We start from the raw sequence: 23167 nt of genomic DNA, 5'->3' as shown, positions 1-23167 counted from the left end.
TTGAGAATCTGGTTCTCTAATTCTTTTGCGCCGAGAAGTTTCAAAGCTTCATCGTATTTCTCTTGTAATTCTTGATAGTTGGCTGCATCTTGCTGTATTTGTTGCGTTTCTTTTTGTTTTTTAGCCACCAGTTCCCCCACCTCATCTTCATATTGACGAACCCAAGTCGTCAGCGTTTTAGGAGACATGCCGTACTTTCGTGCCACGACCTCTGTCCGGAGGCCAGAAAGCACCTCTACGACATACTCCTTTTTCGCCTCAACCGGGCATCTAAATCGTCTTTTCATGAACACTCTCCTCATTTCATTTAGTGTATCTGAGGTAGCTTCGAGTGTCCAATTGGATTAGGGGGCTTTAAAGACCAGAGACGCTATTTCAGCGATTTCACACGTTTTTATTTTCTAACGATCCCAGGGAAGCTTATTTCAGTTGTTTGGCGCTAAAATGGGCTTGTTTCCTCTGTTTTTGTTGAAATAAGCTCTGTGGAGATCGTTACAATTTCAGAAGGTTCTATTTCGCTCAAATAAACTCATCTGAAATCGTTAGAATTTGGAGAGATACGGTGAGAAGTTTTTTCTGGGAGGCTTTGCTCGTTAGCTTTGTGATCATAATTGAAAATTAAAAAAATAACTTGTGTTAGCTAACGTTTGCTGCGGAAGAAAGGTTGTAGTGTTGACAAGTGTTATCTGAGGAAGAGAAGTTGGTCCATTCAGCCCAAGTGTGGATGGTGGGAGAAAAGCTGTATTTTTAGTCTAGTGTTCGCTGTGAAGGAGAAGTTGGTCAATTCAGCTAAGTAAGGATAGTGAGAAGGACGTAGTGTTGGCTGGCTTTATATGTGCTTGCCAAGTGTGGCTGCGTTAGCAGCGGTTCTCTAAACCAGTCTAGTATTCTCTGTGAATGAAAAGATGTAAAACCTCTGCACCAAGCAGGCATACCCCAAAGAATCAGGTCATCACTCGTGACCTGGTTCTTTGGTGCTGCACGTAACTTTGTACTGTTTCCGGAATTCCTCGGGGGTCAGTCCGGTCACTTTTTTGAATACGCGGAAGAAGTATTTTGGATTATCGTAACCAAGCTGCTTGGCAATGCGATAGACTTTGTCCTCGGTCAAGGTTAAGGCGCGTTTAGCTTGTTCGATACGCAGGCGGTTAACGTAATCTGTGAAGTTCTCGCCGTGTTTTTCTTTAAACAGATAGCTGAGATAACTTGGGTTCAGGTAAAAAAGGGAGGAGACCCATTCCAGCGTTAAATTTTTGGCATAATGAACATCGATATATTTCCTGACGTTGTCGATAACTTGATCGGATCGATAAGGATTATATTCTTGAAGTAGTAGTGCTGTCCCTGTCAACACTTTGTCCATATACTGACGAATGGATTCCATATCAAATGAAATGTCAAGCACGGCTTCGAGACTAGAGGAAGCGTTTCCGTTGACGCCGCTACCGCTTTGCAAATAATGTTGCAGCAAGCGTTTCGTTTCAGCCACAATGTCCCGGCACTGCTCTTTCAGGTGTGCTAGTAAAGCATCAGGTTGCTGGAGAAAGAAAGCAAAGAAATCAGCGATTAACTCTTGCACTTTGGATACGCTGCCGCTTTCGATAGAAAACAGTAATTCATGCGACCTGCTCCAGCGCAAGGAAGACAAGGTGTTATTCTCCTCTGTATAGGTATAACATTTACCGAAATCGGTAATGGAGCGTTGGTCGAGAGCTAAAATAGTCTGATGATGAGCATCACGAATACGACTTACATCGGATAAGGGAAGACTGATTCCGATACAACATTCCGCTGTTGTTGTTTCTGCAAGGATACGCTCCGCGTATAGAACGGCACGTTTTTGCAGTTCAGCAACTGTGTCGCCTGGATCACACATCATGAGAAAAACAAGTTGTTCTGATTGAGGATGCGGGATATAGAGACTTTGCGGAAAAGATGGAAGATGCTCCACGATGAAGGGTTTAGGACTATAGATCATCATAAAAAGCAGAAGTTTGGCTTCCAGAAGGACAGCGAATTCGCGGGAACGGAATATAGGGCGCTTCGCGGGCAGATGTGGACTCAGCACAACATGAAGAAAAGTCTGATGGTCAGCATCGATTTTCATTTGTTCTGTCTCCACAGTCAGCTGAACAACCTCTTGTTTCAGCGCGCGCTCCTGTTCAAGTGTTAGTATCGCTTGTTGCAAGGCACGTTGAACTTCGTCCCGGCTAAACGGTTTAAGCAGGTAATTGACTACCTTGGCCGAGATGGCCTCCTGCATATAATCAAAATCAGTATGGCCACTGATCACGATGAGTTTGATATGAGGAAAACGCTGGCTCACCGTTCGAATTAACCATTGCCCGTCCATCTCGGGCATGCGCATATCTGTGAAGACAATATCGGGGCTCAAAGATTCAATCAATTCTAATGCTTCGGCTCCATTGTCTGCTTCACCAACCAGCGTCATCTTATGCTCCGATGCCTCCAGTTTTTTTAACAGACCTTTACGAATCAAATGTTCGTCATCCACAACGATAAACGTATACATAGCGGTCACCCCTACTCTCAAAGACTTGGAATCTTTACGGTAATTCGGGTTCCTCGATGAACCTCACTATGGAAGGTCAACCCGTATCCGTCACCATAATACAGAACAATTCGTGAATGTACGTTTTTGATGCCAATGCTCTGCTTGAGCCTTTGACCAACAGAAATGAATTCTGGCGGCTGTGATAGCAAATGGTTGAGTTCATCTGCCTGTTCAGGAGCAATGCCTACGCCGTCATCGCATACCTCAAAGATGATCCGTTCATCTTGAACCTTGCCGGTAATCATAATCGTACCCTTTCCACGTTTGTTCTCCAGACCATGGTAAATTGCATTTTCCACGAGCGGTTGCAACAGCAGTTTCAGCATATAGTGGTTTTGGATCTCAGGCTCCACGTATAGCTCGAAGTTGATTTTATCTCCATACCTGATCTGTTGAATGGCCATATAATTTTCAACATGCTGTAGCTCTTCGCTGACGGTGACGCGTTCGCTATCTGTTTTGATGCTGTAACGGAACATATCGCCGAGTGACTTGGTCATAACGACAATGCTTTCGACCTCTTCAATCTCTGCAATACTGTTGATTGACTCCAGTGTATTGTATAAGAAATGAGAATTGATCTGTGCTTCGAGTGCTTTCATCTGTGAATCGAGTGTCAGGATTTTATTTTGATAGCTCTCCCGAATATGGGTATCAATATCCTTCATCATTTTATTGAATTCATGATAGAGGATTCCGATTTCATCCACATGTTTGCTTTTTTGCGGTCTGATCTTCACGAACTGATGTGATTTGGTCTTACGCATCATTTTGGTTAATTCAATGATCGGTTTGGTAATCAGGTTGGACAAGAAAAAGGATAAGAGTAGAAAGATTACAGCACAGCTTACAGCAACATACAAAAATAGCTTTTGAGAGATGTTGTACTGCTCGTATAAGCGTTCAAGAGAGATGTTGGCAATCACATTCCAGTTATGTCCAGGCACTTTTTGTATAACGGTCATCATTTTATCCTGAATGGTTTTATACTGTGAACTACTGTTCACTTGCTTCATTGCCGGATTAAAGCTGGCAGGAAGAGGATGTCCGATCTGGTCGCTTTCCGTGGAGTATAGTATTTTCCCCTGATCGTCAGCCAAATACAGGTTGGAGAGACTTGGCGCAGGATTCCGTTTCAGTCCGTCAAAAATGTTCATCCCGCAATCCAGCATGAATACGCCGAGAAACTCATGATTGTTCGGATCGTAAAGGGCTCTGGAGAAACCGATCGACTGTTTGGCATTGATAATATAAGGTTTAACGCCCACCTCGCCAACATATAAATCGCCTTTACGCTGAATGGTGTCGAGATACCATTCATCCTGAAGAGCAACGTAGTCTAGACGCAGATCCGTGCCACTGCTTCCATAACTGATCCATTTTCCGTCTGGTGTGAAGAGGTAGAGACCATTAATGTAATTGTATCCGAGCAAAATATTTTCAAAGATCAGCTTGAGCTTGCTACGTATCATAAAAATGTCATACTGATCATTCGTATCGTTCAGCTTCGTTAGTTCATCACTAACTGTGCTGTAAGCGGTTGCATTGGAAGACTGCTGAAGAAGAGTGACCGAAATCCGGTCAATGTTCTGCAAAATCTCTTCCATACTTTCGACCGAATTGCCGATTGTTGTGGATGTAATCAGAGAAGTCTGCTCATTCACCAGCTTCGTATAACTTCGGTAGGAACTCAGGGATACAACGATAATGGGTATGATCGACACAAGAACGAGGATCAGAAACAGTTTGGTTTTGATATTGAACAGAATCATACGTGCTCCCCCTGCGAATGTCAATTCTAAAAATAGTGCACCACACAAGCTAAAGTAAATGTACTAATGAACGCCGTATGATGAAAATGTGCACAAAGCAAGAATAAACATGAATCGGGGGAATGACAAGATGAAAAATAGAAAACAACTGTGGCCTTTGACTTTAGTGCTGCTAATGACGTTCCTTAGCGCATGTAGTTCTGCCAGTCAGGAACAGGGAAGTTCCGACAATAATGGGGGAGCCGGTGACTCTGCCAAACCGATCACGTTGACGATGATGCTCTCAGGAAACAAGGCGTCGGAAGGGGAGGACTTCGAACTCGAAACGTTGCCTCGTCTAGTCAAGGAAAAGTTTCCGAATATCACGCTGGAAGTGCAGAAGCTTCCTGATGATCAGTACAACACCTCGGTACGAACGAAACTGGCAGCTGGACAGGGGCCGGATATGTTCTGGATTTTCCCCAAAAATTCAGCAGGTGGAGTCGTTGATTTTGCCAAAGCCGGATTTGCCGCTGACCTGTCTGACCTGAAGTTCTGGAATAATATCAGTCAAGGTGCAAAGGATGATATGTCTGTGGACGGCAAGCCATACGGCGTATCGGGTGGTATTGCATTTCTGGGGGCTTATTACAATAAGGAACTGCTACAACAGGTTGGTTACTCCGAATTTCCGAAAGATTGGCCTTCGTTTCTGGAATTATGCCAAAAGTTGAAGGATGCGGGGATCACACCGATTGCTATGGGAGATAAAGATCCTTGGGTGATCCAATTTGGAATGTATCAGATTGCGGCCAACATGGTATACCCGGATGATAAGGATTTTGATGTAAAGCTGCAAAAAGGTGAGAAATCACTGACCGATCCAAAGTGGATTGAAACAATTTCGAGGTATAAAGATCTGTACGACAAAGGTTACATCGTGAAGAACTCACTGGGTATCGGCAGTGCACAATCAGCACAGCTGTTCATTGATGGCAAAGCAGCGATGACATTGACCGGTACATGGGATTACGCTTCCATGACATCCAAAGGGGCAGCCGACTTCACTCGCGGATTCTCTTCCCTTCCAGGCAATGATTCTGGCAAACCGGTATATGTGTCTGGTGCAACATCAGCCGGTTATGCACTCAATGCAAAATCAGCCAATCTGGATGCAGCGAAGCAAGTGCTGAATTATCTGTTTGACGGACAGTCAGAGTTGTTCAAAGCTTTTGTGGCTTCCAACAGTTCAATCAGTGTGTACAAAGGTGTGACATTGGAGAAGGAATTGTTCAAGGAAGTAAATGACAATTATCAACAAACAGGCAACTCTATATATTTTAGCAATCAGATGTGGCCTGCGGGAGTGTCGGATGTCATGCAAGCCAAATTCGCAGAGATTATCGCTGGACAAAAGACAACACCTGAAGAGGTCGCAGCTGCGATGGAAAGCAAATTTAGAGAGCTGTGGAAGAACTAGAGTGTGTCTGAAAACACTTGATCAAGAATTAGATGAAACTGTCTGTTGCCATGGGGAAGGGCTTTTCAGCTACTTCCCTGGCCGCATTCTTCTGGGAGAGGATGGAGCAAGATGAACTCGACTGTCATGAAAAAGTCCATGTACTGGTTTGCTGTGCCCGCATTACTTTTTTACCTGACGTTCTGGATTTTCCCGATTCTGCGATTATTCCAGTACAGTATAACGGACTATAACGGATATGCTCAGGCGTTTAGCTATATCGGATTGGACAATTACAAAGATTTGTTTCGCGGTGATGTGCTTGGTGTATCGTTGAAAAACACATTAATCTATACGTTTGTTACGGTTATTGTGGGTAATCTAATCGGTTTGGGGATGGCTTTGCTATTAAATATGAAAATAAGAGGAACCGGAATCTACCGTTCTTTGGCCTATATTCCTACGCTATTCAGCGCAATCGTTGTGGGATTTCTCTGGAGTTACGTATACATGCCGGATTACGGGCTGATTTCTTCCTTTCTGAATAAACTGGGTATTGCGAGTGAACTGAATTTTCTCGGTGATTATTCAACAGCCTTGTATTCCATCATTTTTGTGGAAATCTGGAAAACGATCGGGACTACGATGATTATTTTCCTGGCCGGTCTGCAAACAGTCCCGAATGATCTGTTAGAAGCGGGTCGGATCGACGGGTGCGGTCCTTGGCGGTTGTTGAGACATGTGAAGATACCTCTTCTGGCAACGGCTATCACCATTAATGTAACCCTTAGCTTGATCAACGGGCTCAAAGCGTTTGACTTTCCGTTTATTATGACCAATGGCGGCCCAGGTACAGCGACGAATACGTTAATCTTTTCAATCTATAAAATGGCATTTACCGAGCAGCTCTTTGGTAAGGCTTCAGCGCTTGGTGTCATATCTTTTGCTGTAATTATCGTTATTACGGCGGTATTTGTACTGAAAATGAACAAGCGGGAGGTGTCTGCATGACTTCTCGTAAATGGATGGGAAAAGGGTTTACTCAGCTCGCTGTCATTCTAATTATGGCGCTGAATCTGATTCCGCTGATTATTGCTTTTTCGACTTCATTGCGTGATCCGAAAGATAACACCAATCCACTCGTCCTGTTTCAAGGTATGTCTCTGGCAAGTTACAAAGCTGCCTTCGAGCGTATGCATTTTCTGGATGCTTTATGGAACAGCGTTGTGTTAACTGGGGTATCGGTCATCTTTGTGGTCCTGTTCGCAGCGATGGCCTCATATCCGATGGCCCGGCTGAAAACAAAGCTCAGCAAGTTTATGTATTTATTTTTTCTGTCCGGGCTCGTGGTGCCTGCTCAGATGGTGTTGATCCCTATCGTGCAGATGATTAATGCGCTGCATATTCCGACGAACCAGTATACTCCGATCTTTATGTTTATAACCTGCAGCTTGCCGTTTTCCACCTTCCTGTATACCGGATTTATTCGCAGTGGTGTACCTGAAGAGGTGGAGGAGGCTGCACATATTGATGGTGCCGGATTATTCCAGCGTTTCTGGACAGTTGTTTTTCCGCTGCTCCTTCCAGTGACGGTGTCCGTTATTATTACGCAGGGAGTATGGATCTGGAACGATTACTTTTTTAATATGATTTTCATTTCCGGAGCGGGAGATTCACCTTTACCTCTGGCGATGCTTGGATTTATGGGGGATCAGCAAAATCCGACCCAATGGAATGTATTGTTCGCAGCTTGCTTTCTGTGTGCACTGCCGCTGTTGCTGGTCTTTTTATTTTTACAAAAATACTTCGTTGGTGGTATGACGGTTGGTGCAGTTAAAGGTTAAGGAGGGGAACCTGACATGAGTGAAAAGATTATAAGTGAAACCAAGATGGGTGAACATATCATAAACGAATCATGGATGGATCAGTCGCAGCAATGGATTCCAAAGCTCCACGAGCAAACGGTATATCCCGAGCAGATCGTTCGTTCCATGTCAGATTCACATGCATTTCAAGGTTGGCGGATGGAGACGATAGGCCCGGCTTCTGTTTTGCCCAAGCAAACGCTATGCAAGGGAGACGAGATAACACTGGATTTTAGCCAGCATCTCGTCGGTTATGTAACCCTGTCACTGCTGAATGTCCGAAGCAATGCAGATGCACCTTTGAGATTAAAATTGACATTTGGCGAGATGCCATGTGAGGTTTCGGAAGACTTTTCCACATATGAGGGGTGGCTTAGTCGTTCCTGGTTGCAGGACGAGGTGCTTAATGTGGACGTGCTACCTGGCACAGTTACGTTGAACCGTCGATATGCCTTTCGTTATCTGAAGATTGAAGTACTGGACACATCGATTCGGTATGATATCCAGATCAAGGATATTTATTGTAGGGCGGTGACTTCCGCATCGATGGATGCTGTACCGCCATTGCCGGAAAACATCGATGAAGAGCTCGCACAGCTTGATCTGGTATCGATTCGTACACTTCGGGATTGTATGCAAACGGTATTTGAGGACGGGCCGAAGCGGGATCGGCGGTTATGGATTGGTGATCTGCGTTTGCAGGCCTTGGTCAATTATGAGACATTTGGCTGTAATGATCTGGTGAAGCGCTGTTTATATCTGTTTGCCGGATCCAGGTTGGAAGGTGGGCAAGTAGGTGCGTGCCTGTACGAAAAACCGGAGCCTTATGTAGATGACATCTACTTGTATGACTATGCCCTATTTTTCATCACTACATTATGGGACTATTACGAGGCAACGAAGGATCGAGAGACACTGGAGGTGTTGTGGCCTGTTGCCAGAGAGCAGATCGACATTGCCTTGAAAAGGCTGGATGCACGTGGTGTTGTACAGGATGACGAGACGTGGTATTGCTTCCTCGATTGGCATGAGCAGTTGAATAAACAGGCAGGTGCACAGGCGATATTGATCTATGGCATGAAAAGAGGACAATGGATTGCCCGGGAACTGGGGCTGTCCGCGCAAGAGGAACAGATTCAGATGCAGGTTCAGCAGGCGGAACGGGCTACCCTTCATTATTTATGGGATGAGGAACAGGGTTTTTTCATTAGTGGTGAGGAGCGTCAAGTATCGTGGGCATCGCAGGTTTGGATGATTCTGGCTGAAGTGGTGGATAAGGATGCGGCGTGGGCATTGTTGCAACGACTGATGAATCATAAGGAAGCAATTCCAATGAACACGCCTTACATGATGCATCATTACGTAGAGTCGCTGTTGCAATGTGGAAAAAAGGAAGAGGCCTTGGCGCAGATTCGAGCATACTGGGGCGGCATGGTAAAGGATGGAGCAGATACGTTCTGGGAGCTATATAATCCCGACGACAAGACATATTCTCCGTATGGCAGTAATCTGATCAATAGTTATTGCCATGCCTGGAGCTGTACACCAAGTTATTTTATTAGACGAATATTTGCTTCAACTGCTTGCTGATCCAAATGCAGTGGAACGAGGTCAACCGGATGTTCGGTTGGCCTTTTTACGATATTCACAGGATATCCTTTGCTTTCCTCCAAAGGGGAGGGTAAACTGTTGCATACGAGTAGTGCGGATACAATATCGCAGTGTGGGATGCATGAGGGTGATCTGGCGCTGTTATTGTTATTTTTTTCAGATAGATGTGGAGGAAGATGGATTGGAAATGTTTACGATGCTGCTGGGGCTGTTTGAGCGGGCGGCGCTGCTGATTATATTTTTGTTTTTTCTGTCGCGGGTGCCGCGGTTCAGGCAGATTTTGCAAAAGGGCAAGTTAAGATGGCAGGAGTATGCTGCGGTAACTATGTTATTCTGTGCGTTTGCCATCTTTGGTACATATACAGGCATCAACGTTGAAGGCTCACTTGTTAATGTGCGGATCATTGCGATTTTATCAGGTGGAATCTTGTTCGGGGCACCGGTGGGCATTATTACGGGACTTGTGTCCGGGGTGCATCGTTACCTCATCGATATGGATGGCATAACCGCGATTCCGTGCCTGATCACAAGTATTCTGGCGGGGCTGGTGTCAGGTTATATTCACAAATACACCCCAAAATCCAAACGCTGGATGATCGGTATTGGGGCAGGCATGATCATTGAAGCGCTCACGATGCTGCTGATTCTCTTATACTCGTATCCTGACCCGCTTGGAGCAGATATCGTTTCGAAGATTGCACTGCCGATGATTTTGGGTGAGGTGAACATTGGGCTGATCGTACTTTTGGTGCAGAGTGTGGAGGGGGAAAAGGAGTTAATTGCAGGCCGTCAGGCCAAGCTGGCTTTGGAGATTGCGAATAAAACACTACCGTATTTCCGCTCGATTGATGAGGATTCCCTGCGCAAAATATGTAAAATCATTCAAGAGGATATCCAAGCGGACGCGGTAGCGATCACGGATACACGGAATGTTTTGGCTTATGTTGGTTTTGGTGAGGAACGTTATCATATTGGCAATGAAATCATCAGCGAAATGACCAAAAAGACGATATCCAGCGGGGAGATTATGATCAGTAACGATGTAACGGATGAGAAAACCCCGGATATCCACTCGTTGCTGATCATTCCCCTGAAAGAACGGGGCGATGTGACGGGCGCGCTTAAAATCTATTATCGTAAAGCCTACAAAATTACGTATCCACTGCAAACGATGGCTGTAGGACTCTCGCAGATTATTTCCACTCAGATGGAGGTGTCTCGCGTAGAGGAGATTAAGGCTGCGGCGAACAAAGCGGAATTACGCGCATTACAGACAACGATTCATCCTCATTTTTTGTTCAATGCGCTGAACGCTATCGCTTCGTCCATACGCACCAAGCCGGATCGTGCGCGGGAACTTATTGTTAACCTCTCGGGTTACATGCGTTACAACTTGGAGCTGTCAGACGAGTTAATTGATATCCATAAAGAGCTGGAGCAGGTCCGTAATTATGTGGAGATTGAAAAAGCGCGCTTTGGCAGCAGACTCACGGTTATCTACGAGATTGATGAAGTGGCAGTGCATATTCCAAGCCTGGTCATTCAACCTCTCGTAGAAAACGCGATTATACATGGGATTCTGAAGGTTAAAGGCCCTGGAACCGTGCGGATTCAGGTGCAGGATCACTCTGATTTTGTACGTATTAGCGTGAGTGATACGGGATCAGGTATCAGCGCAGATATTGTTGAGAAGGTCTATCATGACCGTATGCCGGGCAATCAGATCGGGCTATATAATGTGCATCGGCGTGTGAAGTTGATTTATGGACAAGGCCTGATAATTAAAAGGTTAGAGCAAGGGACCGAGATTTTATTTGATGTACCCAAAGGAGATGTCATATCAAGGTGATGATGAAGCGATGAAAGCGTTAGATGAAGGCATGTTGAATAGGGTAGACAAAAGAAGGATGAGAGCCTTAGTTGTGGAGGATGAAATTCCGGCAAGCGAAGAATTGAGTTATCTCATTCACGAGCATAGCCAAATTGATGTTGTGGATTGTCTGGAAGATGGCCTGGATGTGCTTAAATTTTTGCAGGAGCAGGAAGTGGATGTACTATTTCTCGATATTAACATTCCTTCGCTGGACGGTATGATGCTGGCACATCATATTGGCAAGTTTGCACGTAAACCTTACATCGTATTTACGACAGCCTATAAGGAGCATGCGGCTGAGGCTTTTGAACTGGAAGCCTTTGATTATATTTTGAAGCCTTATGACGAGAAGCGGATCGCTGCCATGTTGCACAAGTTGGAGCTGACCTTCAAGCGGGATCAGGAGCAAGCGGAGAACTTGGATAGCCGAACGCAGAGTGAGAACCAGGCATATCGGCGCCCAGAGGGACATTCATCAACAAATGATCATGGGGCTCTGCGAGGATATGACATAAGAGAAGCTCCGCTTCATACTGGCACATCGCTGGCACATCAAGGACTGGAGCAGCGACCGATATCTTCTAATTCTCCATCACAGGCGGCGGATCATCTGACAGGAACACGGGTCAATTTGCTGCGCAATGACAATATCATTGTCACCGATTCGGCAGATATCTATTATGCAGAGGCTCAGGAGAAGGTCACCAAGGTGTATACCAAAAATGGAGAGTTCACGATGCCGGTCAGCATTTCCGATTTTCACAGTCGCTTGCCTCAGGATGCTTTCTTCCGTTGTCATCGTTCCTATCTTGTGAATCTTGTCCAAATCCGTGAGATTGTGCCTTGGTTTAACAATACTTATCTGCTTCGTTTGCGTGATCTGGAAGCCGAAGTGCCCGTAAGTCGTGGCAAAGTCAAAGAATTCAGGCAACTCATGCGCATATAACGGCATTTCATTCCGTATTTGATGCAACTCATGCTGCAAACGGCTCTATGAATCCCCTTTCATGTATGATGGTCTTGTGAACGCATTCAAGTATGTTTGAATGGTACAGAGAATGTTCAACATGTCACAGACATCGGCAAAGGGGAGATTACGATGAAAGCAGCTATTTCATCCGCTTCATCAGCATTGAATTCAACCACGACATCATCTTTATCCATGAACCGCTGGCTTATTGTACTGGGTACAATTATTGTACAAATGGGACTCGGCACCATTTACACTTGGAGTTTATTTAATCAACCGCTGTCTGATCGTTTCGGATGGGACGTCAGCTCGGTCGCGATAACTTTTTCGATTACGAGTTTTGCTTTGGCATTTGCTACCTTGTTTGCGGGCCGATTGCAAGAGCGCTGGGGGCTTCGGCGTTTGATCCGTGTAGCCGGGGTGGTACTCGGGCTTGGACTTATTCTTAGTTCTCAGGTGAGCTCGTTAACGCTGCTGTATCTGCTGGCTGGGTTTGTGGTTGGTTTTGCGGACGGAACAGCATATATCACTTCTCTATCCAATCTGATCAAGTGGTTCCCTGAACGTAAGGGTCTGATCTCGGGTATTTCGGTAGGTGCTTTTGGTACAGGAAGCTTGTTGTTCAAGTATGTGAACTCCGCGCTGATTAGTGCGGTTGGTCCAGCGGAAGCCTTTATGTACTGGGGCATGATCGTTCTTGTGCTCGTTGTTGCCGGATCATTCCTGATCCGTGAAGCGGTGGTTCGTGAACAGTCTCCGGTGAATGCCAAAGAGGGCGCGGTCAGTGAACCTGCAGAAGTCCATCAACAATATACAGTTAAAGAAATGCTTCGTACAAAAGAAGCGTATATGCTTTTCGGTATTTTCTTCACAGCATGTATGAGCGGTCTGTATCTGATCGGCATTGTCAAAGATATTGGCGTACAGCTCGCAGGTCTTAACGTGGCAACGGCAGCGAATGCGGTGGCCATGGTCGCTATTTTTAACACAGCGGGTCGTATAATTCTGGGAGCCTTGTCGGATAAAGTAGGACGGATGAAAGTCATCGCCGGAGCGTTGCTCGTTACAGCCGTGGCTGTCATGACGCTGAGTCTGGTGCCGCTGAACTTTGGAATCTTCTTCGCTTGTGTGGCAGTGATTGCCTTCTGCTTTGGGGGTAACATTACCGTGTTCCCAGCCATTGTGGCCGATTACTTCGGGTTGAAAAATCAAAGCAAAAACTATGGCGTGATCTACCAAGGGTTCGGATTTGGTGCTCTGGCCGGATCATTCATCAGTGCGCTACTGGGTGGTTTCCATCTTACCTTTATCGTCATTGCGGTACTCTGTGCGGGTTCACTGCTGATGGCACTGATCATCACACCTCCAGGTACAAGCCTGCGGGCACGTGATTCCCATAATAAACAGATGCAGTTCAACCCGTCATCGCGGGCAAGCTAAGTTGTAGTTATATCGTTGTACAGATCCATATATACGTATCACAACATCACAGAGACCTAGCGATTGGACACGGCATTGGGCTAAGAACGAATACCAAAAGTTAGATTAGATTAATGGCAAGCGGTCTCAGATGAGGCCGTTTTTACCTTTTTCAAAAGCTTCACAAATCCCAAAAGTCTTGTTGCCAAGTGCAAGAGCGACATAACCACGCTGACGTACATCCCAAGATGTGCATTGCTACCTTTGCTTCTGTTATACTTTAGGTGAATCAAAGCAAAACTGTACTCGATGACGCGCTATAAAATGATATACGGTATGCGACACGATGACATTGAAATGATCTATCCTGAGGAGGCATATTCATGAACTTTGTAAAATACACAGAACCGGACTTTGAACATTATTATGCACTCGTTTCCAATGAGGACGTCATGAAGCAGATTACCGAGCGGGCGATCCCGGAGCCGGAAGCGAGAACACAGTTCGATTCCATGCTAGATTATAACCTTCGTTCTTTATGCGGGCACTATCGAGTGACCACGCAGGATGATGCGGGTGTGGCCTACGCCAAATTGATTCTGGATGAAGATAACCCAAGCCGGGCAGAGATGGGGTATATGATTCTACCGGAGCATTGGGGCAAAGGTCAGGGTACAGCTATCGCGTCCCGCCTGATTATTCAGGCTCAGGCTGCAGGCATTGAGGTTCTATATGCCGTTATTGATCCTTCCAATGCGGCATCCCGTCAGATTTTGCTTAGACAGAACTTTGAATCAACATGGGTGGGAGATTACGACGGTTTGCCTGGGGAGATTCTGGAGTTGAATCTGCGTCCTAACAGATAAAGACGTTAGATACACATGAAAGTATATGCTTAAATATGTGCTTTGAATGATTTAATGGTTGTTCTTAACCTTTTCAGAGATAAAAAGTATAGTTTCATTTACATGCTGCAGCCGCTTATAAAGCGGCTTTTTTCTGTGCAATCTATATTAGATAGAGAATGGCCCTAAATTACATGTAAAAGGAGAGCATATGATAAAGTCATTGGAATGGATTACGCATCCTCCGTTTAACCCTATTCATGATAAGCTTTATTCTCCCTTTGAGTTGCTTAAGGGTTTTAATGTGGATGATGCACGGAGTCTATTAGCCACGCCAGATTTCCGGTGTTTTACATATTTTCATCAGCAAGGAGGTACAACCGTCTCAGATCCTTATGCTGCAATGATGGAGGCTGTGCATGATACATCCGTTGTACGCGAAATGAACGGATTTCTGGCAACGGAGTTACAGGCAGGCCGTCGTCCTGTTGCAATTATGGGAGGACATCGGGAGAAACGTGGAAGCGAAACCTATCGTAAAGTAGCACGAATTGCCCAGAAGCTATCAGAATCTGGCTTTATTGTCGTTAGCGGTGGCGGACCTGGTTGTATGGAAGCAACACATCTTGGTGCTCTTCACGCTGGACGGTCTGCAGACTGCCTTGAATCTGCAATAAATCGTTTGGCAGAGGAACCGTTCGCTGAATTCCCGCAAAACATGAGCGATATTATCGGTAAAGATGGGCAGACCTTTAATGAAGAACTGTTAAGCAAACTCCATAAATGGATGCTTCCCGCATGGGAAATAGCAAATGGACTCAAGGATCAACTCAGCCCACTCAATTGCAGTTTGGCACTGCCGACCTGGCATTATGGCCATGAGCCTTTTACTCCGTTTGCTACCCACGTTGCGAAATACTTTCTCAATAGTATACGGGAAGATGTACTTCTTACACTCGCTTCATGCGGTATCATTTTTTCGGAGGGGCGGGGAGGCACAATCCAGGAAGTGTTCCAGGACGCTGCTCAAGTCTATTACCGTGAGAATGACGCGTATAATAAGGCTCCAATTACTTCAATGCTGTTTCTTGACAGCCAGTTCTGGACCAATTCAGAGACCCCTGATAAAAGGCTGCACATGCCAGTGATGGGTTTGCTTTACCAACTTTTTGTCGGTACGAAAAATATGACAGAAGAGGAATTCAAACGTTATATTCGCGTTGTCGATGATGCTGATGAAGCCGTAAACATCATTATTGAAAATGCACAATCCGCGAGTCAGGTCGTGCACAAACTTGCCAGAATTGGCATTAGCAATATTGATTCGGAGCTTATGGCTGAAAGAGCGAAAGATTTTGTTAATCAGCGAGGAAACAATACTGAAATATGACTGATAGAATGTGCAGAAAATGAATGAACCGTTCCCATCGTAATCCATGAACAACCTGATTCAGAGAATAGAACAAAGTCCCCATAAAAGCTGTTACGCTAGCAGCTTTTTTGTTTTCCCGGTAGAAATCCGTGTAACTTCGCGTACCACAGGGTAATGCATAGGATAGAATAAGGAGTATAAGGTGTCTTGCCTGAGTACAGCGCTCCGTTGTATTGCAGGACTAGTATCTCGTGTAAGATACTTCTATAGATAAACGTGGAGGAGATGACATATGAGTGATTCAACGATGGAACGACTGAATGCTCTGTTGCCCGAGTGGCTGGAGACCAGCCGCCTGCATACGGGACAGGGGAAAGTAGCTTCCTATATTCCGGAACTGGTCAAAGCATCTCAGGATGATCTGGGAATACATATCATGGACGCGGAAGGTAACCATGTGTCTGCCGGCGATTGCGGAGTTCCTTTTACGATGCAAAGTATCTCCAAAGTGTTCACCCTCATTCTGGCCCTGATGGATCACGGGGAAGAGGCGGTCTTCTTTAATGTAGGAAAAGAACCCACCGGCGATGATTATGACTCCATGATCAAGCTGGAACTGGTTGAACCAGGTATTCCGTTTAATCCTCTCATTAATGCGGGGGCGATCACCGTATCCTCTCTTGTTGGTGGTGACTGCAAGGAAGAGAAGTCCCGCCGTATTCTCGAATTTTTCCGCAAGTTAGCGAATAATGAACGATTGGGTTATAACGAAGACGTTTTTCGCTCCGAATCGGAAAGCGGCCATCTGAACCGTTCTCTCGCCTATTTCCTCAAACATAACGGTGTCATCAAAGATGATGTGGAAGATGTGCTGGCAGTTTATTTCCGCCATTGTTCTATTGAAGTCACCTGTGCTGACCTGGCTCGCATGGCACTTGTTCTCGCTCATGATGGAACCGATCCGATTACTGGAGAAGAACTCATTCCCCGTCGTTATGTGCAGATCGCCAAAACCTTTATGACTACCTGCGGGATGTACAATGCTTCTGGTGAATTTGCCATCGAGGTTGGTTTGCCCGCCAAAAGTGGTGTTTCAGGTGGAATACTGACGCTTGTTCCGGGACAATTCGGCATCGGTGTGGTTGGCCCAGCACTTAATCGCAAAGGCAACAGCCTCGCTGGCGTTCATCTGCTTGAGCGTCTGTCCAAGGAGTTCGACTGGAGTTTCTTCTAATATTAAAAAAGCAACGTAATAGTTACCCTTCTAAGGCAGTGGATGAATCAGATTCCAGTTATTTTGCTTCTTTTGAACGAGGCAGAATGAACGGACATCGGTTTTATCGACTGCTCTTTTATGTTCTTAAAGTATAGTAGGGATACGGTCCTGCACAACGTGAAGCTGCTACATCTATCAATGGGTTCCCACTATGTCTATATGTGAAGAAATGCTCATTTTGCTACATCACTCACATGTTTATTCATCCATCCATTCACCTGCTGGAGTCACACCTGTAATGAGATTCATCTGAAGATCCCGATTCCCGTCATCGGTTAGCAGTCTGAGTGTACGGGCGGGGCGATCCAATCGGAGCACACGTCCAGTATAAGAAATGTCATCATGCTCGTGGAACAGCGTGATCGTAACGCGGTCGCCAAGTACCATGGAGTTGCTCAGCAAACGGGACATTTCATCTGCGGCCTGGGCATCCAGTGAGGGACGCGTGCGGGGGGCGAGCTGCTCCTGATGAAGAATATAGGCTTCCCGATGTTCGGGAAGCATCATGCGTGAGGACTCAAAAAGTCCGTTTTGTTGCAATTTTTTACTCATCTATAGTGACCTCCAATTTTATGAGAACGATCTTGCGCCTGAGCGGACGAGCACAGGGATGAGGCACGCATGATGGCGGTATCTCCGAACTTGCGCTTGATATCATCCGTTGCTCGTTCTAGTTCTCTCTTGCGTTCACGGTCGTCAAACCAGGACAGTTGTACTTCTGAATCGGGTACAAGTCCGCTTAGCGACACATGGATGCGCCTTATGGGTAATCCGTCCCAATGGCGCAGAAACAGAGCTGCCGCCGCATCATATACTTCATCTGTGATGTTGGTCGGTTCATTCACCTTCATCTGGCGGGAAAAACCGGTTGGCCGGTCGTAATCCTGTCCGCGACACCCGACCGAAACGACATGCCCCATGAGTGATTTGTCCCGGGAACGTCGGCTGACTAGTTCCGCGAGCTCCAGCAACACAACCTTAATCTCTTCCCAAGTCTCGTAATCCCGTGGTAGCGTCATCTGATGTCCGATCCCCTGCTGCTGGTGTGTGTATGTTCCGGGTTTTACCGGAGAATCATCTATACCACGAGCAATACGCCATAACACTTCACCATTTACACCCCACCGCTCCTTGAGCCGGGATAGCGGTGTATTCGCCAAATCACCAATCGTATGAACGCCCATTTTGTAGAGATGCTGTGCCATGCGTGAACCAACCATGAACATATCGCGTACAGGTTTTTCCCAGATCGTGGAGGGCATATCCTTCCTTGGCAGCGTATAGATGCCTCCTGGGACTTTTTTGGCATACAGGTCACAGGCCATTTTGCTGACGACTTTGGTATCGCTGATGCCGATTCGAATGTAAACGCCAGTTTCATCCATCACTTTGGACTGAATGCTGCGTGCAATTGTTTCGGGACTGCCGAACAGATCGAGGCTTCCCGTGACATCGAGAAATTGCTCGTCAATGCTGTAGGGTTCCACCAGATCGGTATAGGACTGAAGAATACGTGTAATATGAAGGGATACGCGGATGTATTCGGCCATTCTTGGGCGAATAACGACAACATCTGGACATTTGGCAAGCGCCTCTCCCAGTCGTTCTGCGGTTGTAATACCGTAGGACTTGGCGAGAGGACACGCCGCCAGAATGATACCTGAGCGCCTCGCCGGGTCACCAGCTACAACGAGGGGGCGATCCTTGTACTCGGGATGTGCAGACTTCTCCACACTGGCGTAAAATGACTGGCAGTCTGCCAGCATGATGACACGTCTGTCTTGGCGGGGCATGATGTTTCCTCTCCTTATCTGCAATTCTTGATGTTGCTCCTGTCGTCTGATCCTTGCAGAGAGCTGTTCATTTACAGTTTATTTACAGTATGGAACAAGTGTTCTTATTTTATAAGCATAAAGGACAATTCAAAATGCGGCAACCGGAATTATTTTGCAAATTGGACACAATTATACGATCGACAGATCAGAGGTCTGAAATAGGAAATAAGATGTGGCTTTTTACATTTAATGTGAGAGATCTGTGACCTACGGGTGATGACTGGTAGTTCATTTTGATTTTTGTAAAAGTGTCGTTCATGGACAGAGTCCTAGATAGGGGGACTGATGTCCTTTTTTCATTTTCAGTACTTTTCAGAAAACCTTGATAGGACGCGGATTTTCAGTGATGCGTTATCAGACTATAGTATCAATTTTGTAATCTTTATGGTTAATACTGTAAAAAACGCGAAACTTTAAAATGTTACTCGCGTTTAATGGGGTATATGTTTTTCGGGGGAAGAGTACCTGCATCCGCGTTGCACATAACAATATTACGTGAAGATGTGCAGGATAAGCAGGGCATTCATCTGTGCTTTTCGGCAGATCACGAATGTAAAAAGACCGCAAACGGAATTGTTGCCTTGGAGTGCTGGCGGGTGGCTCAACGGGCTGAGTATGGGCAGAACGTTCCATATCATGTTTGCTTCCATCAGCCTAGTTACAATGCAGAGGCTTAGCGCTATAGTGAGAACTACACCGCTGACATCTCTACCAAGCGGACATCCGAAGCGGAATGATCGTATGTTTCCTGCATGGGTTTGTGCAATGCATGAACCTGATCTATGGGGAAGCAGGATGCATACTAGAGAGGTGAGCAATCAGAAGTCATGAGCAGACAACGACGAAGACGCTGGTTACTGACAGCTTTGACAGGCGCATTGGTGGTGACTGGCGGAATACTTGCCGGATGGCATTACATGCAACCAAAGCTTGTTACGTATACAGCGGAGAACGGCACGGAAATGAAATTCAAGACCGATGGAGACCGGTTCATGCAATACGGGCCGGATGGAACGTGGAAGGAAATGTTCGTTAAAGGGGTGAACCTGGGGGCGACTTCGCCGGGACATTACCCGGGAGAGTTTCCGCTCACCGAGGAGGATTACCTGCGCTGGTTCGAGCAGATTCAGGATTTGGGCGCGAATGTGATTCGGGTCTATACCGTCCACCAGCCGATTTTTTACTCCGCACTGGTCGATTATAATCGTGGCCGGGAGCAACCGTTATATTTTATACAAGGCATATGGTCACCTGAAGAGGAATTGATTGAGAAGCAGGATGCCTACGCCGATCATATTGAACAGAGGTTCAAGCAGGAGATAGAAAAGGCCGTATCTGCCGTGTACGGTGATGCAGACATTCCTGCCAAGAACGGAGAGTCCAGCGGCAAGTACAGAACCAATGCCGGAAAATACTTGATGGCTTGGCATGTAGGTACCGAGTGGGACCCGGGGATGGTGGACAACACCAATAAGGTGCATGCGGATGTGCCGCAGTACAAAGGGGTTCACTTTTCCGGCAGTGCAGAAGCATCGCCGTTTGAAAATTGGTTAGCAGAGCTGCTGGACTACACGGCGGTTCAGGAGAAAAAATATGGATGGGAACATCCGATGACGTTTACCAACTGGGTTACAACCGATGTGCTGGATCATCCAGGCGAGCCGCTCTATGAAGAGGATCTCGTCAGTGTGGATGCACGGCATATTAAGCCGGAAGCATGGGATGGAGGTTATTTTGCTGCCTATCACGTGTACCCGTATTACCCGGATCTGTTCCACATTGATAAGACACTGCAAACCATCAAGGATGAAAAGGGCGAGTACAACACGTACAAAAGCTATCTGCAAAAGCTAAAAGCCGAGTTTTCCGATATGCCTGTAATGATTACAGAGTATGGTGTGCCGTCCTCACTTGGTATTTCTCATCTGGGCATGGGTGGTCGAAATCAAGGCGGGCATAACGAGGTACAGCAGGGAGACATCGATGCTTCGCTTACGCAGGATATCTATGATGAAGGCTATGCAGGAGCGATTCTGTTCATGTGGCAGGATGAGTGGTTCAAAAAGACCTGGAACACGATGCCGCTGGAAATTCCGGCAGATCGCCGGGCGTACTGGCTAAACGTGTTAACCAACGAAAAGATGTTTGGTCTGCTGGCCATGGACCCAGGGAAACAGGAACAGCTGACCATTGATGGCAAGCTGGATGACTGGGATAAGCTGAAGAAAGAAGATGTCACCGTCTGGCAAGGGCAAGTGAATGGTATTCAGGAGATGAAAATGACCCATGATGAAGCTTATCTGTATGTGGGCTTGACGCTGGATCAGCCATTTGACCCGGAGAAAACTGTACTTCGCATTGGGACAGATACTCTTACCGGCGGCAGTCAACCAAGCAACATGTTGCCAGGCAAAACGCTAAGTGATGGACTGGAAACGGTCATCACATTGGGTAAAGATAACGAGTCCCAGGTACAGATTGCGAAGGACTATGATTTCAATCAGCGTCTGTATGGCAAGGACGGGTATAACATGATCCCAGACGAGCAATTGAAGTCAGCCGATCCGTTCCATCCGTGGGAACTGGCTGTCAGTCTGAAGATGACCCCGCCAGATACACGTTCAGCGCATCCATTCATGGCGGAGAACGTGGGAACGTTAAAGAGAGGTACGACAGCTCCAGGACAGGCAGACAGCGATTCGTTAACAGCTTGGCAGTATAACGGCAATCAGGTGGAGATGCGAATTCCTTGGATGCTGCTTGGTTTCGGTGATCCGAGCTCCTTGCAGGCCATCGAATACGGACCGCTGAAAAACGGTCGGGAGTTTTCTACAACTACCGTTGAAGGTATCACGCTGGTTCCGTGGTTGACGGATCGTTCCACAAAACAGATATCCTGGCCTGGGGGCGAGCAATCAACGCTGGATTTGAAAACTTTACCCGTTTACAGCTGGAAACCTTGGGAGCAGGTCGAATATAGCGAAAGACTTAAGTTAAGCTATGAGAAAATGCGGCAGAGCTACGAAAAAATGCCTAGTTTTCAGATCGAATAAATCAGCATAGAACATCATAAGCGAGTATAAAAGGAGGACTTTTTCACATGTTCCAGAGTTTAGCTTTGGCCTATTGGTTTTTGATCGCCTGCATTGCACTTGTGATTGTAGGCGTCGTCGTTCTGTTTGCCATGAAAATGTCCCACAACGGCAAACGACGCAAAACCGCTATGTATGAAATGAAGCAACGAGACTATTTCACGTATCTGCAGACCGCATTGACGGAGAACAGCCCACTCAAGCTGCCGCCAGGCAAGCTTGCTCCACTAGAACGACGGGTTATTCAGGACAAGCTGATTGAATGGATTGATCAGTTCAAGGGAGAGTATCGTGACAAGCTGATCGAACTGTGCCGCGAGGCCGGATTCGTCGGACATGATCTGAAAGAGCTGGGCCGTCTGCGTTACGGACGTCAGATTGATGCAGCATATCGTCTCGGAGGCATGCGCTGTCCCGAAGCAGTTCCAGGTTTAATGGAGCTTCTCAAGGATGAGAAGCCGGGTCCGATGGCGATCATGATTGGACGTTCGATTGCGAGATGTACAACCCGGCATGGCGAGTTGAAAGACATGCTTACACTGCTTTTAACGAAAGGAAAATCGATTCATCATCTGGCTGCGGACATCTTATTGGAAGCAAACCTGGATACGAGTCGTGTGCTGATCGAATTACTTGAGGATCGCAACCCCGATTTTGTCAAAGTAGGACTTGTGGCGATGTGGGGACAAGCGGTGCCGGAAGTAATGCCTGCACTCCACAGACTCGTCGGAGCAGAGCATGAGGATGTTCGTGCCGAAGCAGTGAAGCTGTATCTCAGTGCAAGTCCAGCACTTAAGGATGAGACGATTCTGAAGTTGATCCAGGACACCGATCCGGAAGTTCGGGCGGAAGTGGTGCAGGCACTTGGTTTGAAGCATGCATCAGGCAGCATCCCGTTGCTGCGCAAGGCACTTCGCGATGAAGACTGGAGAGTTCGCTATAACAGCGCGGAAAGTTTGAGTAAGCTGGGCGAACCGGGATTCGAAGCTTTGTGTCAGGCAGCAGTGCAAGGAACGGGTGCAGAGCGCGAGATTGCCATGCAGCAGATCGAGAGCACGATGCAGCATTCGGGAACCGACCACAAGGCGGTAGAGCAGATGATTGCACATAACAAAAAAAGACTGCTGTACGAACGTTATTTTGGCCCGGTGCGCGGCGAAAACCGTACAACCAAGAAACGCACAGGCGTTGCAACAGTAGGAGGGGATTACACTGCTTAGAGAT

Annotated in this window: 17 protein-coding genes; 12 read left to right on the top strand and 5 right to left on the bottom strand. The window is 46.5% G+C overall.

Annotated elements, in window-relative coordinates; translation table 11 throughout:
* From BLQ13_RS18285 to BLQ13_RS18275, 3 genes are all read right to left on the bottom strand, one after another.
* A partial coding sequence (locus BLQ13_RS18285) for a transposase (RefSeq protein WP_090922703.1) occupies nucleotides 1-287 on the bottom strand: 287 nt, incomplete at its 3' end.
* 665 nt (nucleotides 288-952) lie between these two features.
* Complete coding sequence (locus BLQ13_RS18280) at nucleotides 953-2533, bottom strand: response regulator transcription factor (RefSeq protein WP_090922701.1); 1581 nt, start codon at nucleotides 2531-2533, stop codon at nucleotides 953-955.
* A gap of 17 nt (nucleotides 2534-2550) precedes the next feature.
* Nucleotides 2551-4347 (bottom strand): sensor histidine kinase, encoded by a 1797-nt coding sequence (locus BLQ13_RS18275; RefSeq protein ID WP_090922700.1) that lies wholly within the window; start codon nucleotides 4345-4347, stop codon nucleotides 2551-2553.
* Between the two features lie 130 nt (nucleotides 4348-4477).
* Between BLQ13_RS18275 and BLQ13_RS18270 the strand changes: the two genes are divergently transcribed.
* The 10 genes from BLQ13_RS18270 to glsA all read left to right on the top strand — a co-directional run bounded on the left by BLQ13_RS18270 (nucleotide 4478) and on the right by glsA (nucleotide 16974).
* The gene (locus BLQ13_RS18270; protein ID WP_090922698.1) at nucleotides 4478-5806 is read left to right on the top strand and encodes an ABC transporter substrate-binding protein; all 1329 of its coding nucleotides are present in this window, start codon (nucleotides 4478-4480) and stop codon (nucleotides 5804-5806) included.
* Nucleotides 5807-5917: 111 nt separating this feature from the next.
* On the top strand, nucleotides 5918-6796 hold the full coding sequence (locus BLQ13_RS18265) for a carbohydrate ABC transporter permease (RefSeq protein ID WP_090922696.1): 879 nt from the start codon (nucleotides 5918-5920) through the stop codon (nucleotides 6794-6796).
* Nucleotides 6793-7629 carry a carbohydrate ABC transporter permease gene (locus BLQ13_RS18260; protein WP_090922694.1) on the top strand — a complete coding sequence of 279 codons (837 nt, stop codon included), beginning with the start codon at nucleotides 6793-6795 and terminating at the stop codon, nucleotides 7627-7629. Before BLQ13_RS18265 ends, BLQ13_RS18260 begins: the two co-directional genes overlap by 4 nt.
* Before the next feature lie 15 nt (nucleotides 7630-7644).
* Entirely contained in the window at nucleotides 7645-9240 is a 1596-nt protein-coding gene (locus BLQ13_RS18255) for an alpha-L-rhamnosidase-related protein (RefSeq protein WP_244159365.1), read from the top strand.
* Between the two features lie 217 nt (nucleotides 9241-9457).
* Entirely contained in the window at nucleotides 9458-11110 is a 1653-nt protein-coding gene (locus BLQ13_RS18250) for a LytS/YhcK type 5TM receptor domain-containing protein (RefSeq protein ID WP_090922736.1), read from the top strand.
* A gap of 58 nt (nucleotides 11111-11168) precedes the next feature.
* A complete protein-coding gene (locus tag BLQ13_RS18245) occupies nucleotides 11169-12080 on the top strand; it encodes a LytR/AlgR family response regulator transcription factor (protein ID WP_090922735.1) in 912 nt (303 codons plus the stop codon).
* 153 nt (nucleotides 12081-12233) lie between these two features.
* Nucleotides 12234-13544, top strand: a complete 1311-nt coding sequence (locus BLQ13_RS18240; RefSeq protein ID WP_090922692.1) for an L-lactate MFS transporter — start codon at nucleotides 12234-12236, stop codon at nucleotides 13542-13544.
* Nucleotides 13545-13906: 362 nt separating this feature from the next.
* Nucleotides 13907-14389, top strand: coding sequence for a GNAT family N-acetyltransferase (locus tag BLQ13_RS18235; protein WP_090922690.1), 483 nt, complete (start codon nucleotides 13907-13909; stop codon nucleotides 14387-14389).
* 190 nt (nucleotides 14390-14579) lie between these two features.
* Complete coding sequence (locus tag BLQ13_RS18230) at nucleotides 14580-15758, top strand: LOG family protein (RefSeq protein WP_090922688.1); 1179 nt, start codon at nucleotides 14580-14582, stop codon at nucleotides 15756-15758.
* 274 nt (nucleotides 15759-16032) lie between these two features.
* A complete protein-coding gene (gene glsA / locus BLQ13_RS18225) occupies nucleotides 16033-16974 on the top strand; it encodes a glutaminase A (RefSeq protein ID WP_090922686.1) in 942 nt (313 codons plus the stop codon).
* Nucleotides 16975-17214: 240 nt separating this feature from the next.
* Here the strand turns inward: glsA and BLQ13_RS18220 are convergent, their stop codons facing one another.
* Together BLQ13_RS18220 and BLQ13_RS18215 are read right to left on the bottom strand one after the other, a co-directional pair.
* Entirely contained in the window at nucleotides 17215-17568 is a 354-nt protein-coding gene (locus BLQ13_RS18220) for a YolD-like family protein (protein ID WP_090922683.1), read from the bottom strand.
* Nucleotides 17565-18809, bottom strand: coding sequence for a DNA polymerase IV (locus BLQ13_RS18215; protein WP_090922681.1), 1245 nt, complete (start codon nucleotides 18807-18809; stop codon nucleotides 17565-17567). Before BLQ13_RS18215 ends, BLQ13_RS18220 begins: the two co-directional genes overlap by 4 nt.
* 869 nt (nucleotides 18810-19678) lie before the next feature.
* On the opposite strand from BLQ13_RS18215, the gene BLQ13_RS18210 reads away from it, so the two are divergent.
* Nucleotides 19679-21904 (top strand): hypothetical protein, encoded by a 2226-nt coding sequence (locus BLQ13_RS18210; protein WP_090922679.1) that lies wholly within the window; start codon nucleotides 19679-19681, stop codon nucleotides 21902-21904.
* Between the two features lie 47 nt (nucleotides 21905-21951).
* Nucleotides 21952-23163 carry a HEAT repeat domain-containing protein gene (locus BLQ13_RS18205; protein ID WP_090922677.1) on the top strand — a complete coding sequence of 404 codons (1212 nt, stop codon included), beginning with the start codon at nucleotides 21952-21954 and terminating at the stop codon, nucleotides 23161-23163.
* The last annotated feature ends 4 nt before the right edge of the window (nucleotides 23164-23167 follow it).

The sequence above is a fragment of the Paenibacillus polysaccharolyticus genome (assembly GCF_900102085.1).
Classification (GTDB): Bacteria; Bacillota; Bacilli; order Paenibacillales; family Paenibacillaceae; genus Paenibacillus; species Paenibacillus polysaccharolyticus.
The sequence above is the reverse complement of the archived record's forward strand: the minus strand, read 5'-3'. Positions and strand labels throughout refer to the sequence as shown.